At 50.4% G+C, this 17,558-nt stretch carries 4 protein-coding genes; all 4 read left to right on the forward strand.

The window, feature by feature from the left end; all coding sequences use genetic code 11:
- Window positions 1-321 precede the first annotated feature (321 nt).
- The 4 genes from NE536_RS06415 to NE536_RS06430 are packed head-to-tail and all read left to right on the forward strand — an operon-like array spanning window position 322 to window position 17,535.
- Entirely contained in the window at window positions 322-1,191 is an 870-nt protein-coding gene (locus tag NE536_RS06415) for a transcriptional regulator (RefSeq protein WP_261272169.1), read from the forward strand.
- Complete coding sequence (locus tag NE536_RS06420; RefSeq protein ID WP_261272170.1) at window positions 1,188-9,338, forward strand: type I polyketide synthase; 8,151 nt, start codon at window positions 1,188-1,190, stop codon at window positions 9,336-9,338. The genes NE536_RS06415 and NE536_RS06420 overlap by 4 nt, the downstream gene beginning before the upstream one ends.
- On the forward strand, window positions 9,335-11,575 hold the full coding sequence (locus NE536_RS06425; protein ID WP_261272171.1) for a PfaB family protein: 2,241 nt from the start codon (window positions 9,335-9,337) through the stop codon (window positions 11,573-11,575). The genes NE536_RS06420 and NE536_RS06425 overlap by 4 nt, the downstream gene beginning before the upstream one ends.
- Window positions 11,572-17,535, forward strand: a complete 5,964-nt coding sequence (locus NE536_RS06430) for a hotdog fold thioesterase (protein WP_261272172.1) — start codon at window positions 11,572-11,574, stop codon at window positions 17,533-17,535. The genes NE536_RS06425 and NE536_RS06430 overlap by 4 nt, the downstream gene beginning before the upstream one ends.
- The last annotated feature ends 23 nt before the right edge of the window (window positions 17,536-17,558 follow it).

A 17,558-nucleotide genomic window follows, 5' to 3' on the forward strand; every position in this document is an offset into this window, starting at 1 on the left:
CCGCTAACTCAAAAAAGCGGCCTTTATCGCCGCTAAAAATTTAACTCTTCCACTATCAAAGTATTAAAAAGCCCAAGCGGCAAGCGAAAACCCAACATAACGCACAGAAAATACCTTTACTCAACAAAAGCCAATAAATTCCAGTCCCAGATGATTGTATCGCCCCGAAACCTCAGGTAATCTGCATCCCCATTAAGTGACACAGATGATAAGCACAGGTTTTACTATGGGTGTCACGACATGAGTCCTCAATGTCAGTCGTGACTCAGCTACTATCGCTTATCAGTCCCAATAGATTATGTCGGATGATAATTATTATTAATGGCAGCTCGCGACTCTCAATCTAAAGCGCCGTCTTACGCCCCTAAGAGCACGACTCAAGCGGCGAAAAAAGACAGCACACCTCGGCATCGCAACGCCACCACTACGCCTGAAATGCGACTCTTTATCCAGCAGTCTGATTTGAGCGTCAGCCAGCTGGCAAAAATTTTAAATATTACCGAGGCAACGGTACGTAAATGGCGTAAGCGTGAGTCCATCAGCAACAGTTCGAACACGCCCCACCACCTCAATACCACGCTCACGCCGATGGAAGAATATGTGGTGGTAGGATTACGCTATCAACTCAAACTCACTTTAGATAGATTACTCAAGGTTACCCAAACCTTTATTAATCCCAATGTGTCGCGCTCCGGCCTTGCCCGTTGTTTAAAGCGCTACGGCATATCGCGGCTCGATGAGTTTGAAGCACCGCAAGTCCCCGAACGCTATTTCAATCAATTGCCTGTGACTCAAGGCAGCGATATCCAAACCTATACGGTCAATCCAGAAACCTTAGCTAAGGCGCTCGCATTGCCGAGTACCGACGGCGATACTGTGGTGCAAGTGGTCTCACTCACCATACCGCCGCAGCTTACTGAGCAAGCCCCAAGCTCAGTGCTATTAGGCATAGATACGGCAAGTGATTGGATTTACCTCGATATTTATCAAGACAGCAATACCCAAGCGACCAATAGATATATCGCCTATGTCCTTAAACATGGGCCGTTTCATTTACGAAAGTTGCTCGTTCGCAACTATCACACCTTCTTAGCCCGTTTTCCCGGTGCCCATGGCACGCCAAAGACAAGCGCGGCTGAATCCCAAAACAAGGTCACCGTATCCAGGTCGACCCGTGGAGACTCTTTATGAGCCATACCCCTTCTGTACCTAATTCAACCACTGACTCAAAAGCTGAGTCAAAAAAAGATAAACGACTCAACAAACGTTTGAAAGATATGCCCGTTGCCATCGTCGGCATGGCCAGCATCTTCGCCAACTCGCGTTATTTAAATAAATTTTGGGATTTGATCAGCGAAAAAATCGATGCCATTACTGACATCCCAGACACCCATTGGCGCGCCGAAGATTACTACGATGCCGACAAAAGCAAAGCCGATAAAAGCTACTGTAAACGCGGTGGTTTTTTGCCTGAAGTCGACTTTAATCCCATGGAATTTGGTCTGCCGCCCAATATTCTTGAGCTAACAGATACCTCGCAACTGCTGTCGCTGATTGTTGCCAAAGAAGTGCTCGCCGATGCCAATCTGCCTACCGATTACGATCGCGATCGTATTGGTATCACGCTAGGCGTGGGCGGTGGTCAAAAAATCAGTCAGAGCTTGAACTCGCGCCTGCAATATCCAGTGCTTAAAAAAGTATTCAAAAGCAGCGGCCTGAGCGATGAAGACAGTGAAATGCTGATCAAAAAGTTCCAAGACCAATATATCCACTGGGAAGAAAACTCTTTCCCAGGTTCACTCGGCAACGTGATTGCAGGCCGTATCGCCAACCGTTTTGATTTTGGCGGCATGAACTGTGTGGTCGATGCAGCCTGTGCGGGCTCGCTTGCCGCTATGCGTATGGCGCTGACGGAGCTGACCGAAGGTCGCAGCGACATGATGATCACAGGCGGCGTCTGTACCGACAACTCGCCGTCCATGTATATGAGCTTCTCAAAAACGCCTGCCTTCACTACCAATGAAACCATTCAACCCTTTGATATCGATTCAAAGGGCATGATGATCGGCGAAGGGATCGGCATGGTTGCGCTTAAGCGCCTTGAAGATGCCGAGCGCGATGGCGACCGGATTTATGCCGTCATCAAAGGCGTTGGCGCCTCATCGGACGGTAAATTTAAGAGTATTTATGCGCCGCGCCCTGAAGGCCAAGCTAAAGCATTGGAGCGCGCCTACGACGACGCGGGTTTTGCCCCGCACAGCATTGGCTTAGTTGAAGCCCATGGCACGGGCACTGCCGCAGGTGATGTGGCTGAATTTAATGGCTTAAAATCGGTATTTGCCCAAGGCAACGACACCAATCAACATATCGCGTTAGGTTCAGTGAAATCCCAAGTGGGCCACACTAAATCAACAGCGGGCATTGCTGGGGTAATCAAAGCCGCGCTGGCGCTGCACCACAAGGTATTACCTGCGACCATTAACGTCAGCAAGCCTAATCCAAAACTGAATATCGAAAGCTCACCATTCTATTTAAATACCGAAACGCGCCCTTGGCTGCAACGCACTGACGGTACGCCGCGCCGTGCTGGCATAAGCTCCTTTGGTTTTGGCGGCACTAACTTCCACCTCGTATTAGAAGAATACAAACCCGAGCACAGCCGTGATGAGCAATACCGTCAGCGCAGTGTGCCGCAAACGCTATTATTTGCCGCCGCCAATAAAGCTGCGCTGCTTAGCGAGTTAAAAGCTGCGTTGAGCCAAAGCGTGAATACGAACGCGAATAAGAGCAGCGCTGCGAGCCTGAACGCTATCGCTCAGCAATATCCGCTGCGCGCGCTGGCAGACACAGATGCTCGTTTAGGTTTTGTGGCTAAGGATATCGCTCAGCTGCAAGCTCAGTTGAATCAAGCCATCTCTCATCTAGAAAGCAGTGCGCATTTAGAAAGCGGGCTCCTAGATACCAGTGCCAGCGAGGCGTGGCAGTTACCTTCTGGGATCAGCTACCGCGCAAAAGCTTTAGTTGCTAAAGATGAATCAAAGAAAGTGGCCGCTCTGTTTGCCGGTCAAGGTTCACAGTACCTGAACATGGGTCGCGAACTCGCCTGCCATTTCCCTGAAATGCGTCAACAAGTGATGTCCAGCGATAAGGTATTTGCTCACCACGGTCAAACACCGTTATCGAACATCCTATACCCTATTCCGGCATTCGATGCCGATGCGGTTAAAGCCCAAGAAGCGGCGCTGACCAATACCCTGTTCGCCCAAAGCGCCATAGGCGCGGTTTCAATGGCGCAATATTCGCTATTAACTCAAGCGGGTTTTGCCCCAGATATGGTGGCGGGTCACAGCTTTGGTGAATTGTCAGCCCTTTGCGCGGCTGGCGTGATTTCGAGTGTTGATTACGTCGAACTGGCCTTCGCCCGTGGGCACGCCATGGCGCAAACGCCAAATGATACTGGCGCTCAAGTCGATTTAGGCAAGATGTTTGCCATCATCCTCAAACAAAAGAGTGATATCGATGCGCTTAATTGCTGTTTAGCTCAGTTTGATGGCGTTAAAATTGCCAACTACAACGCGCCAACGCAATTAGTCATCGCAGGTGGCACAGAGCAAACTCAGCTGGCCGCAAAAGCCATTAGTGAACTGGGCTTTAAAGCGATTGCCCTGCCTGTCTCAGGCGCGTTCCATACCCCCTTGGTTGGGCACGCACAAAAGCCCTTTGCCAAGGCCATTGATAAAGCTAAATTCAGCGCGCCTGCAATCGCACTTTATGCCAACGGTACGGGTCAATTGCACCCAAGCGATGGCAAAGCGATTAAAGCAGAATTTAAACAACACATGCTGCAATCGGTTCGTTTTAGCGAACAACTGCAGGCCATGTATGATGCTGGCGCCCGTGTGTTTGTTGAGTTTGGCCCTAAGAACATACTGCAAAAGCTCGTTGAAAATACCTTAAGTGAACACTTAAATGAGCTTTGCCTTGTCAGCATGAACCCGAACCCTAAGGGCGACAGTGACAGTCAATTACGCTTAGCCGCAGTGCAACTCGCGGTAGCCGGTGTGGCGTTAACTGAGGTTGACCCCTATCAAGCCGTCACGTCACAGGAGATTGCCGAGCGTGAAGCGCCATCGGCGATGAACATCAAACTCACCGCCACTAACCACATCAGTGCCGCAACCCAAGCTAAGATGGCGAAATCTCTCGCCACAGGCAGCGTGACTAGCCAAGTGCAATATGTGGATCGCATCGTTGAAACGGTTGTCGAAAAAGAAGTCGAAAAAATCGTTGAGAAAGAAGTCATAGTCGAAAAAGTGGTTGAGAAAATAATAGAAGTGGAAGCAAATCAAGTGGCAGCTGTTGAAATGAAACAAACATCCCCAAGCGTGACGCAAGGCTTAAGCAATCACCAGCAACAAGCGACGGCGCAATTGAACCAAAGCGTTAGCGGCGATGCGTTAACGGCATTTTTCAGCGCACAATCTCAAGCGGCGCAGTTGCATCAACAGTTTTTAGCCATCCCGCAGCAATATGGCGATACCTTCACGACACTGATGACAGAACAAGCCAAGATGGCGAGCCTTGGCATTGCAATCCCAGAAAGCCTGCAACGCTCAATGGAAATGTTCCACCAGCATCAAGCACAAACCCTGCAAAGCCACGCCGAATTTATGCAACTGCAAAGCAGTAGCAGCCAAGCGGCTTTGGCCATGCTAAACAATGCGCCGATTAACTTTAACCCAGCGGTTGCAAGTCAGCCACAAGCAACAACACAGGTTCCTGCGCCTGTTGCTGCATCGACAGTGGCACACAATGCCGCACCAGTCGCGGCTCAGGCTGTTACGACAAGACCAGCGGTTAGCACACCCGTTCCTCCTGTTGTGCAAACCGCTCCCGTTGCTTATGCGCCTGCTGCGACAGTACAAGTTGCGCCAGCAGCTCCTGTTTTAGTTATGCCAGAGATGACATCTGTGGCACCAGCAACAAGCGGTTTAAGCGCAGCTCTTGTTCAACAAACCATGATGGCAGTGGTGGCCGACAAGACGGGCTATCCGACTGAAATGCTGGAGCTCAGCATGGATATGGAAGCCGATCTCGGTATCGATTCAATTAAGCGCGTTGAAATCCTAGGCACAGTGCAAGACGAACTGTCGGGCTTACCTGAACTCAGCCCAGAAGATTTGGCCGAGTATCGCACCTTAGGTGAAATCGTTGACTACATGCAAAGTAAGCTTACACAAAATGACAAATTGCCAGCGCCTGACCAAGTTGTCGTTTCTACAACAGCGCCAACAACTCCTGCAGCCAGCGGTTTAAGCGCTGCGTTAGTGCAACAAACGATGATGGCAGTGGTAGCCGACAAGACGGGCTACCCCACTGAAATGCTGGAGCTCAGCATGGATATGGAAGCCGATTTAGGTATCGATTCAATTAAGCGCGTTGAAATTTTAGGCACAGTGCAAGATGAACTGCCGGGTTTACCCGAACTTAGCCCAGAAGATTTGGCTGAGTGCCGCACCTTAGGTGAAATCGTAAGCTATATGAATAGCAAGCTGCCCGCTGCGGGATCTGTTATTGCTACGCCGATGTCAACGGCAAATGTAGTCACTCAAGTTGTAACAGCCGTACCTGCCGCCAATGGTTTAAGCGCTGCATTAGTTCAACAAACCATGATGGCTGTGGTGGCCGACAAGACTGGCTATCCCACTGAAATGTTGGAGCTCAGCATGGATATGGAAGCCGATCTCGGTATCGACTCTATCAAGCGTGTTGAAATCCTAGGCACAGTGCAAGACGAGCTACCAGGCTTACCTGAGCTGAATCCTGAAGATCTGGCCGAGTGCCGTACCTTGGGTGAAATCGTTAGCTATATGAATAGCAAATTACCTGCAGCGGGAGCTATTGCTTCGACAGCTGCGCCAGTTGCTCAAACCACTGCCGCTCCTGCATCTAACGCTTTAAGCGCTGCATTAGTTCAACAAACTATGATGGCTGTGGTGGCCGACAAGACAGGCTACCCCACTGAAATGCTGGAACTCAGCATGGATATGGAAGCAGATCTCGGTATCGATTCTATCAAGCGCGTTGAAATCCTAGGCACAGTGCAAGATGAACTGCCGGGCTTACCTGAGCTGAATCCTGAAGATCTCGCCGAGTGTCGTACCTTGGGTGAAATCGTAAGCTATATGAATAGCAAGCTGCCCGCTGCGGGATCTGTTATTGCTACGCCGATTACAACAGCAAATGTAGTCACTCAAGTTGTAACAGCCGTACCTGCCGCCAGCGGTTTAAGCGCTGCACTTGTCCAACAAACCATGATGTCTGTGGTGGCCGACAAGACAGGCTACCCCACTGAAATGCTGGAACTCAGCATGGATATGGAAGCCGATCTCGGTATCGATTCCATCAAGCGCGTTGAAATCTTAGGCACAGTGCAAGACGAGCTACCGGGTTTGCCTGAACTCAATCCTGAAGATCTGGCCGAGTGTCGCACCTTAGGTGAAATCGTTGCACTCTTTTCGAAAGAAATAGGGCAAAGCAAGCTAGGCCAAAACGCGGTAAGCCAGAATGCCGCGCCAGTTAGCGCTGTCGTTCAGCCTGAACCTACTATCGATTTACCCCCACATAGTGAGGTGGTGCTAAAAAAGTTGCCAGCGGCGGCTGAGCTAACGCAACTATCGCCACAGCAATCGTCAAAGCAATCAGCGCAACAAGCTCAAACACGCGTTTTTGCTAAAGATGCCTGCATTATCATTAGCGATGATGGTCACAATGCTGGCGTACTTGCCGAGAAATTGCATGCTCAAGGTCTAACTGTTGCGGTTGTACGCTCGCCAGAAAGCCTTGTAGCCAGTGCATCACCGCTCAATAGCCACATTGCCAGCTTCACATTGGCGGCGATTGACGATGCCAGCATTGGTGCAGTAATTAATGAGATCAAAAGCTTAGGCACAGTTGCAGGCTTTATTCATCTGCAACCACAACATAAAACCGCCGCCGATGCGAAAGGTTTAGTGTTGTCCAGTGCCGCCAAAGCGTCGGTCGAGCAAGCCTTCTTGTTCGCTAAACACTTGCAACCTTTTTTGGTCACGGGACAAAGCAGCTTTATCAGCGTCAGTCGTATCGACGGCGGATTTGGTTATCTTAACCACAGCCAAATTGCCAATAGCGAATTAAACCAAGCAGCATTATCAGGCCTAACGAAAACCTTAAGCCACGAGTGGCCAAGTGTGCATTGCCGCGCCTTAGATATCGCGCCCGCACTTGATGCCAAACAACTGGCCAATGCGGTGATCGCTGAGCTATTTGCAACCGATAAGCTATTAGAAGTCGGTGTTAGCCAAGGCGCAGCCCAAGCACTTGAGCGCGTGACCTTAGTGGCAGGCAAGGCCGATACCCGCCACGGCGCGGCGAACTTAACGAGTGCAGATAAAATACTGGTGACCGGCGGCGCAAAAGGCGTGACCTTTGAATGTGCGCTAAGTTTAGCCAAACGCAGCAAGGCACACTTTATCCTTGCCGGCAGAAGCAGCCAACAAGCGATTCCCGCTTGGGCACAAGGCAAAAATAACAGCGAACTTAAAGCCGCTGCTATTGCCCACATTCAAAGCTTGGGTGAGAAACCCACGCCAAAACAAGTGGATGCCTTAGTATGGCCAGTGCAAAGCAGCCTAGAAATTGCAGCTGCACTGCAAGCGTTTACCGCAGTAGGCGCGAGCGCTGAGTACTTAAGTCTCGATGTAAACAATCCAGATACGATCGCCAGCACGATAGTGCCGATCACTGAGTTATCACCTATTACCGGCATTATCCATGGTGCGGGCGTACTCGCCGATAAACACATCCAAGACAAAACCTTAGATGAGTTGGCACGGGTGTATGGCACTAAGGTCACAGGCATTAGCAATCTGCTAGCCGCACTGGATTTAGATAAGTTAAAGCTGGTTGCCCTGTTCTCATCGGCGGCAGGTTTTTACGGCAATACCGGCCAAAGCGATTACGCTATGTCCAACGACATACTCAACAAAGCCGCACTGCAACTGGCGCAGCAACTGCCAAATGCCAAAGTGATGAGCTTTGATTGGGGTCCGTGGGACGGCGGCATGGTGAATCCTGCGCTGAAAAAGATGTTTATGGATCGCGGTGTTTATGTGATCCCGTTAAAGGCAGGTGCTGAGTTATTTGCTAACCAATTACTGAGCAACACTGGCGCACAATTGCTGGTCGGTACTGATATGCAAGGCAGCGCACCCCATGACGACACGCCTAACGAAAAGCAAGAAACTGAAGGTAGCAATCTAAAAAAGCCTGAAGCGGATCTGACCACTGACACGTCGGATCCGCATGCTTTGCTTAACGCTTTAAATCCAAGCGCAGTAAATATAAGCGCTGTAAAGCTGCAGCGCACACTGGACCCTAAGGCAATGATCTTTATTGAAGATCACTGCATTAACGGTAATCCCGTATTACCGACTGTGTGCGCAATTCAGTGGATGCGTGAAGCCGCCTTTGATGTGCTCAAGCAGCCTGTCAAAGTGCAAAGCTACAAGCTGTTGAAGGGCATTATTTTCGACACTGCCGTGTTACAAAATGGAGTGTTAGAAAGTGCAGCCCCCATAACGCTAGAACTTGAGCTTGCACCGATTGCGTTAACGGATAAAGCCGCGAAAGACACAGACGAGTACTTGAGTGGACAATTCAGTGCCTTAATCAGCTTTGAAGGTCGTCCGCAATATCAGGCCATCTTAGTCGTTGATGACGCGGCTAACGATTACTTAGCCACTAACAGCAAAGCAACCGCCTTTGACGCGCAAAGCTTGGCGGGACTTTCTGCTATCGCAACCACGAGCCGCCTTTACAGCGACGGCACACTGTTCCACGGCCCAAGACTGCAAGGTATTGAGTCAGTGTTGAAGTTTGACGATGCGAGCTTAATCGCCAAGGTGAGTCTTCCCCATGTTGCGTTAGCGGACTGCGGGAGTTTTGCACCTAATCTCACCCCTAAAGGCTCACAAGCCTTTGCGGAAGATTTGCTGCTACAGGCGATGCTGGTATGGGCACGACTCAAATATGGCGCGGCGAGTTTGCCATCAAGTATTGGTGAGTTTATCTCCCATGCGCCCTTTGCCTTTGGCGATAAAGGTTATTTAGTGCTTGAGGTGGTGAAACACTCTGGCCGCGCCCTTGAAGCCAATATCGCGCTATATCATCAAGATGGCCGCTTAAGCTGCGAGATGAACAACGCCAAAGTCACCATCAGTAAAAACCTTAACGGTGCATTCTTAGCTAATAAAGTTGCTAATAAAACCATTGAAAGCGTGGAGGCAAAAATCGAGTGAATTTAGCCCACACTTTAGCAACTCTACATAGCGGCCAAACTGAAACGTCGATAGCTGACACGGCTATGACTGAAAAGCTTGCCAAGCCACTGCGTATTGCAGTGTTGCTTGGCGATGCCGTCAACCTTGACTCTCACTCAGCCCAAGTATTAGGGAGATTTACGGAACGTGAAAGAGTTCAAATTTGCGCTGCCGATGCCAACCAATCGACAGATCATGAACCGTCAGTGTATGAGCAAAGCTCGCTCACTGCCTTGTTAGGCCAAGCAACAACAGCCATTGAGCAAGGCAAGCTCGTTGAACTTAAATTCAATGATGGCAATCTGCCCCAGTCTCTGCACTTGCTCGATGGTTTAACCGCCGCCAAACTGCGCCTACACGCCCACGCATTTATTGCAGGCTTTGCAGCAGGTAATGAGGCTACTGGTGGTGCGAATGCGGGTGTTGCAAATGCGGCAGCTGTTGCTAACACGGCGGCTGTTGCTAATAAGGCATTAGGGGCGGCAAAGCGCAGTCCAGCGCAAACCGTTCAGCATCAGATGGTCGCTAACACGCTCAACGAGGCATGTATTGCGCTGCGCCAAGGCGTAACCGCCCTCGCAGCGCGAACACAAGCGCCGCTTTATGGCAAAGAAGGGGAAAATCAGCAAACGGGCTATTGGTTTAGCGACCAACATCAAGCGCGGGTGTTGTGCCTAAATCTTGTCGCAAAAACGTCAAATCAAACGGATGAGTCTCGAAATCTAAGCCAAAGCCTAGTGCTTACCCAAGGCACACAAGTTATCGCGCCCAAAGCCCTTGTTGATGAAAACAAACTATTTGTGCCGATAAGTGGTGACAATATTGATTCACTCATCGCGCAAGTATTGCAGCTAGTTAACACAGTGGAAAATGGCGTAGGCTTGCACGCTGACTTTCGCGCTGAGCAACTCAAAACTTGGTTTGAACGCTATGATGCCAACGCACCACTGGCATTAGTCTTGATGGCGGCATCAAGTGATGATCTCAAACTTGAAGCCAAAGCTATGCTTACGGCGCTTGAAAGTGATGCTATTCGTCATCACGGTCAACACTTTAAGACCCCAGCGGGCAGCTGCTTTACCGCGAGGCCACTAGGGGATGCGGGACTTACCTTTGTATATCCCGGCGTTGGCACTGTTTATGCCAATATGTTCAATAACTTGCATGAGTATTTCCCCGCGCTGTATCACCAGTTAGAACGTGAAGGCGATTTAAGCGCCATGCTGCAATCACCGCAGATTTATGCCGCAGATGTAAAAACCGCAGCAAGCATGAGCTTAAGCCAGCAAGCGATTAGTGGCGTGGGCGCCAGCTACCTATTCACTAAGCTTTTAACCCAAGTCTTTAATATTAAGCCAAAAATGGCGCTGGGTTACTCAATGGGCGAAGCCGCCATGTGGGCCAGCCTAGATGTGTGGCAAACGCCCCATGCTATGATCAAGGCCACCGAAAATAGCAATATTTTCAACCATGCCATTTCTGGCGAGCTAACCGCAGTGCACCGAGCATGGCAGCTTAAGGATAATGAATCCATAGTGTGGAACAGCTTTGTGGTGCGCACTGATAGCAATGAAATCAAAGCATTACTGCCAGAGTTCCCTCGCGCCTACTTAGCCATCATTCAAGGTGATACCTGCGTTATTGCCGGCTGCGAAACAAGCTGTAAAGCCCTGCTTGCAAAGTTAGGTAAGCGTGGGATTGCCGCCAATCGCGTCACGGCAATGCATACCGCGCCCGCCATGTTAGTCCACGGGCAAGTACAAGATTTCTATACTCAAGCGCTAAAAGCTGAGGCGCAAGATTCCCCAATTCGCTTTATCAGCGCAGCGCAAACTGCGCCAGTGGCAGTGGATAGCGACAGCATCGGCCGCGCGATTGCCGATACCTTTTGTTCGCCACTCGACTTTAGTGCCCTCATTCAAAATGCCACCGAGCAAGGTGCAAGGCTATTTGTCGAAGTGGGCGCCGATAGGCAAACCAGCACGCTCATCGATAAAATCGGCCATGCCCATGCAGGCCAAAGCACCGAGAACGCAACTACAGCCGCCATTGCCTGCAATGCCAAAGGTGCCGACGCGATTACTAGCTTACTCAAGTGTTTAGCTCAGCTGATAAGTCACAGAATACCGCTGTCGCTCGCGCCGCTAATAACGCCATTAAGTGCTAACGCAGCCCCTTTATCATCAGCAGTATCACCAAAAGGAGAACCCCAGTGAGTTCTCAGCATTCCCCTACTATTGATAAAACTACCGTGCCTACCATTGCGTCAAACCGCGCATCAAAAAGTGCGTCAAAAATCGCGATCGTCGGTCTCGCGACTCAGTATCCCGACGCCGACAATCCACACACCTTCTGGCAAAATCTGCTGGATAAAAAAGACTCACGCAGCCAAATTAGCCGCGAAAAGCTCAATGCTAATCCCGCCGATTACCAAGGTGTGCAAGGTCAATCTGACCGCTTTTACTGCGATAAAGGTGGCTACATTCAACACTTTGAGTTTGATGCTAGGGGCTATCAACTGCCTGAGTCCGCCTTTGACGGTTTAGATGAAAGCTTTTTATGGGCACTCGATTGCAGTCGCAAAGCCCTTCAAGACGCCGGGATTGCCCCAAGCGATGCCGTACTGGCGCACACAGGTATCGTGATGGGAACCTTGTCGTTCCCGACCGCCCGATCCAACGAATTATTTTTGCCTCTGTATCATCAAACCGTTGAAAAGGCGCTGCAAAACAAACTTAACCAAAGCGCTTTTCAACTGGCTGATTTTAACCAAGCTCACGCCGACAAAGCATTAAACGTCGAGCAAGCATTAAACGTTGCCAATGGCGCCGTTGCCCACACAGCCTCAAAGCTGGTCAGCGATGCACTCGGTTTAGGCGGCACTCAGTTAAGCCTGGACGCCGCCTGTGCTAGCTCAGTTTACGCACTCAAACTCGCCTGCGATTACCTAACAACTGGCAAGGCCGATATGATGCTTGCGGGCGCAGTATCGGGCGCAGATCCCTTCTTTATCAACATGGGATTCTCAATTTTTCACGCCTATCCAGATCACGGTATTTCGGCGCCCTTTGATAGTAACAGCAAGGGCTTATTCGCCGGAGAAGGCGCTGGGGTTTTAGTTTTAAAACGCTTAGAAGATGCCGAGCGCGATGGCGATAACATCTATGCGGTCGTCAGCGGCATTGGTTTGTCGAACGACGGTAAAGGCCAGTTTGTATTAAGCCCCAACAGCAAGGGCCAAGTGCAAGCCTTCGAGCGCGCCTACAGTGCGGCAAACACACAGCCCGCCAATATCGAAGTGATTGAATGCCATGCCACGGGCACGCCGCTTGGTGATAAAGTCGAACTCGCCTCGATGGAACGCTTTTTTGAGGACAAACTCGCGGGCTCTGCAGTGCCGCTTATCGGCTCGGCAAAATCCAACTTAGGCCATTTACTCACCGCCGCGGGCATGCCGGGGATCATGAAGATGATTTTTGCCATGCGCTCGGGCCGCTTGCCGCCAAGTATTAATTTATCGGCGCCGATATCCTCGCCTAAGGGGTTGTTTAGCGGTAAAAACCTCCCGACAGAAATGCATGCGTGGCCCGATAAAGCTGGCAATGACCGCCGCCACGCGGGTGTTTCCGTGTTTGGTTTTGGCGGCTGTAACGCGCATTTATTGCTGGAATCCTATGTACCGGCAAATACCAGTAGCAAACATCAGCAGAGTACAGCCCAAGTAAGCTATCAACATACACCATTAAATATCATTGGCTTAGCATCGCACTTCGGGCCTTTATCGTCGATTAGTGCACTGGATAGCGCGATTAGTTCTCAGCAAAACGCCTTCATTCCACTGCCTGAAAAACGCTGGAAAGGCTTAGATAAACATCCTGACATCTTAGCTAACTTTGGCTTGCCTGCTGTACCGCAGGGCGCCTATATCGACCAGTTCGATTTTGACTTCCTGCGCTTTAAAGTGCCGCCCAATGAGGATGATCGCCTGATCTCCCAGCAACTACTGCTGATCAAAGTGGCCGATGAAGCGATCCGCGATGCCAACCTAAAGCCAGGTGGCAAGGTGGCCGTATTAGTGGCGATGGAAACAGAGCTGGAATTACACCAGTTCCGTGGCCGAGTGAATCTGCACACTCAACTGGCAGACAGCCTTAAAAAACAAGGGATAACACTCACGCAAGCTGAGTATCTCGCCCTTGAAAAAATCGCCATGGATAGCGTGCTCGATGCCGCCAAACTGAACCAATATACCAGTTTTATTGGCAACATCATGGCGTCACGTATCGCCTCCCTGTGGGACTTTAACGGCCCCGCCTTTACCATTTCGGCGGCAGAATTGTCAGTCGCCCGCTGTATCGATGTGGCTGAAAACCTCTTGTCCCAAGAGTCCTTAGATGCTGTAGTGATCGCCGCCGTCGATTTAAGTGGCAGTCTCGAGCAAGTGGTGCTTAAAAACGCTGTATCACCAGTGGCATTGAATGCAACAGACACTGGCTGGAAAGTCGGTGAAGGTGCCGGCGCGTTAGTGCTCACAACAGCGCAATCAAGTGCAGCCCAGCCAAGCACTGCCGCTGACAATGCCAATAGCAGCTATGGCGACAGTTATGGTCACATTAGCGGCCAAGTATTTGGCGCTCTTTGTGACCCACAAGGCAACAGCAGCACAGCGCGAATTTGCGATAACTTGTTAACGCAAGCCAAAGTGAATAGCAGCCAAATTAGCTTGATTGAAACCAGTATTGCGGTTGAGCAACTCAGCGAGCCTGCGCTGACACCCAACACCCTGCTGCCAAGTGTGAGTGAGCGCAGCCAAGCCGCAAACACCCTAGGCCACAACTTTGCTGCCGCGGGAATGGCGAGTATCTTGAGCGCTCTGCTTCAGCTGAAAAATCAAGTTCAGCTGAAAAACCAAACGCAACAGAACACTCAAGCGCAGCACGCGCTCGTAGCCACCTTTAGCCAAGGTAAGTGCGCGCAGTTATTGCTCAGCCAAAGTGCCATGCAAGCGCACCGTTTGCAGCAAAGACTCGCGCAAGACTTAACGCTTTCAGAGCAAAAACACTTGATAAAACAAGTGACACTCGGAGGCCGCGATATCTATCAGCATATCCTGGATACGCCGCTCGCTGACCTTGGTGCAATACAACAAAAAGCCCAAGCCATGACGGCATTGCCAGCGCGCAGCCAACGCAAGTATTTGGCCCAAATAGCGAGTAAAGACACTAATCGCTTTGCAACAAGCAGCCCAACCACGGCTCTACAAAAAGAGACATTAAGCAGCATGCCAATGAATGCCCTAAGCACGCCCAATAACAACGCCGCTCAAGCAGAGCTAAAAGACGCTGCATTTATACGTAATCAGCAATTCGCCCGTGAAGCCCATTTAGCCTTTTTACAAAGCCGTGAGCAAGGCCTGAAACTGGCCGATGCCTTGATGAAAGCCCAACTGAAGGGCGAACTGGCATCGATTGGCCAAGCGACGTCAGTGCAACAGCAAGCCATTGTTCAGGCGCCAGCGTATGCATCTGCTCATACACCTGAGCTAGCTCCAGTTGTTAACTCAGAGGCAAACCCAGCAGCGCTTTATCCAAACCATGCAAAAGTGCCTGAGTACACGCCGCCAACGCCGATAAACAAGCCTTGTATTTGGGATTATGCGGATTTGGTCGAGTACGCCGAAGGGGATATCGCTAAGGTCTTTGGCCCAGATTACGCCATTATAGACAGCTATTCGCGCCGTGTACGTCTGCCAACCACAGACTATTTACTGGTATCTCGGGTAACGAAATTAAACGCCCAGATGAACCAATATCAGCCTTGCACTATGACCACAGAATACGATATTCCTGTGGACGCGCCGTATTTGGTCGATGGTCAAATTCCGTGGGCCGTGGCAGTTGAATCGGGTCAATGTGACTTGATGCTGATCAGCTACTTAGGTATCGACTTTGAAAACAAGGGCGAGCGCGTTTATCGCCTGCTCGATTGCACCCTGACCTTCCTTGGCGACTTACCGCGCGGTGGCGACACCCTGCGCTACGACATTTCCATCAATCACTTTGCCCGCAATGGCGATACCTTGTTGTTCTTCTTCTCTTACGAATGTTTTGTGGGCGACAAGCTGATTTTGAAAATGGATGGCGGCTGCGCCGGCTTCTTCACCGACAAGGAACTCGCCGACGGCAAAGGCGTTATTCGCACCGAAGCCGAAATCAAAGCCCGTAATCTTGCGCTCAACAATCCCAATAAACCGCGCTTTAATCCGCTGCTTAACTGCGCGCAAAACCAATTTGATTACAGCCAAATCCATAAATTACTCGGCGCCGATATCGGTGGCTGTTTTGGCGGTGCCCATGCAGCGCATCAAGCCCAATATGGGTTGCAGCCCTCTTTATGTTTTGCCTCTGAAAAATTCCTGATGATTGAACAAGTCAGCCATCTTGAGGTGCATGGCGGTGCGTGGGGCTTAGGCTCAGTGCAAGGCCATAAGCAGCTCGAGGCCGACCATTGGTATTTCCCGTGTCATTTCAAGGGCGACCAAGTGATGGCGGGATCGTTAATGGCCGAAGGTTGTGGTCAATTACTGCAATTCTTTATGCTGCATATTGGTATGCACGCCAGCACAGAAGAAGGTGGCGTCAAAAACGGTCGTTTCCAACCGCTCGAAAATGCGTCACAAAAAGTGCGCTGTCGCGGTCAAGTTTTGCCGCAATCTGGCCTGCTCACCTATCGCATGGAAATCACCGAAATCGGTATGAGCCCGCGCCCTTATGCGAAGGCGAATATCGATATTTTGCTCAATGGCAAAGTGGTGGTGGATTTCCAAAACCTTGGGGTGATGATCAAAGAAGAAGCCGAATGTACCCGCTACCTTGCGGATAACGATACGAATTGTTCACTGACTACAACCGCAGCAGCTGCGCCGCTAATGGCCCAGCAGCCCGATTTAACTGCGCCAACCAACAAAGGCGTAGTGCCGCTTAAGCATGTACCTGCGCCAGTCGCGCCAGCGGATTCTAAGTATGCTAACCGCGTGCCCGACACCCTGCCGTTCACGCCATACCACATGTTCGAATTTGCCACTGGCGATATCGAAAACTGCTTCGGCCCCGATTTCAGCATCTATCGCGGCCTAATTCCACCGCGCACGCCTTGCGGTGATTTACAGCTCACGACTCGCGTCATTAAGATTGACGGCAAACGCGGCGAGCTGAAAAAGCCTTCATCTTGCATCGCCGAATACGAAGTGCCCGCAAATGCTTGGTATTACACTAAAAACAGCCATCATGCTGTGATGCCCTATTCTGTGCTGATGGAAATATCACTGCAGCCAAATGGCTTTATCTCAGGTTATATGGGCACCACCTTGGGCTTCCCCGGCCAAGAGCTGTTTTTCCGTAACTTGGACGGTAGCGGTAAGCTACTGCGCCACGTGGATTTACGCGGCAAAACCATAGTGAACGACTCACGTTTGTTATCGACTGTGATTGCCGGCAGCAACATTATTCAGAATTTTAGCTTCGAATTAAGCTGTGATGGCGAGCCTTTCTACCAAGGTAAAGCGGTATTTGGTTACTTCAAAGGCGATGCGCTGAAAAACCAACTTGGCATAGACAACGGCAAGACAACTCAGCCTTGGCATGTGCAAAATGGTATAGCCGCCGATAGCCAAATCAATCTGTTAGATAAACAACATCGCAGCTTTAACGCACCAAAAGGTCAGCCACATTACCGTTTAGCGGGCGGTCAACTTAACTTTATCGACAAGGCTGAAATCGTGAAAGCCGGCGGTAAAGCGGGCCTTGGCTATTTATACGCCGAGCGCACCATTGACCCGAGTGATTGGTTCTTCCAATTCCACTTCCATCAAGATCCGGTAATGCCAGGCTCATTAGGGGTTGAAGCCATTATCGAGCTGATGCAAACCTATGCGATTGACCAAGACCTTGGCGCAGGCTTTAAGAATCCAAAATTTGGCCAGATTTTATCGGATATCAAATGGAAGTATCGTGGCCAAATTAACCCATTAAACAAGCAGATGTCGCTGGATGTACACATTACCAGCGTGACAGACGACAATGGCAAACGCATCATTATGGGCGATGCCAACTTGAGTAAAGATGGCCTGCGAATTTATGAGGTCAAAGATATCGCCATCTGTATTGAAGAAGCTTAATCACCTTGCTCAATTAGAAAGAC

Origin of the sequence: Shewanella septentrionalis (genome assembly GCF_025370265.1) — a bacterium.
GTDB classification, from domain to species: domain Bacteria; phylum Pseudomonadota; class Gammaproteobacteria; order Enterobacterales; family Shewanellaceae; genus Shewanella; species Shewanella hafniensis.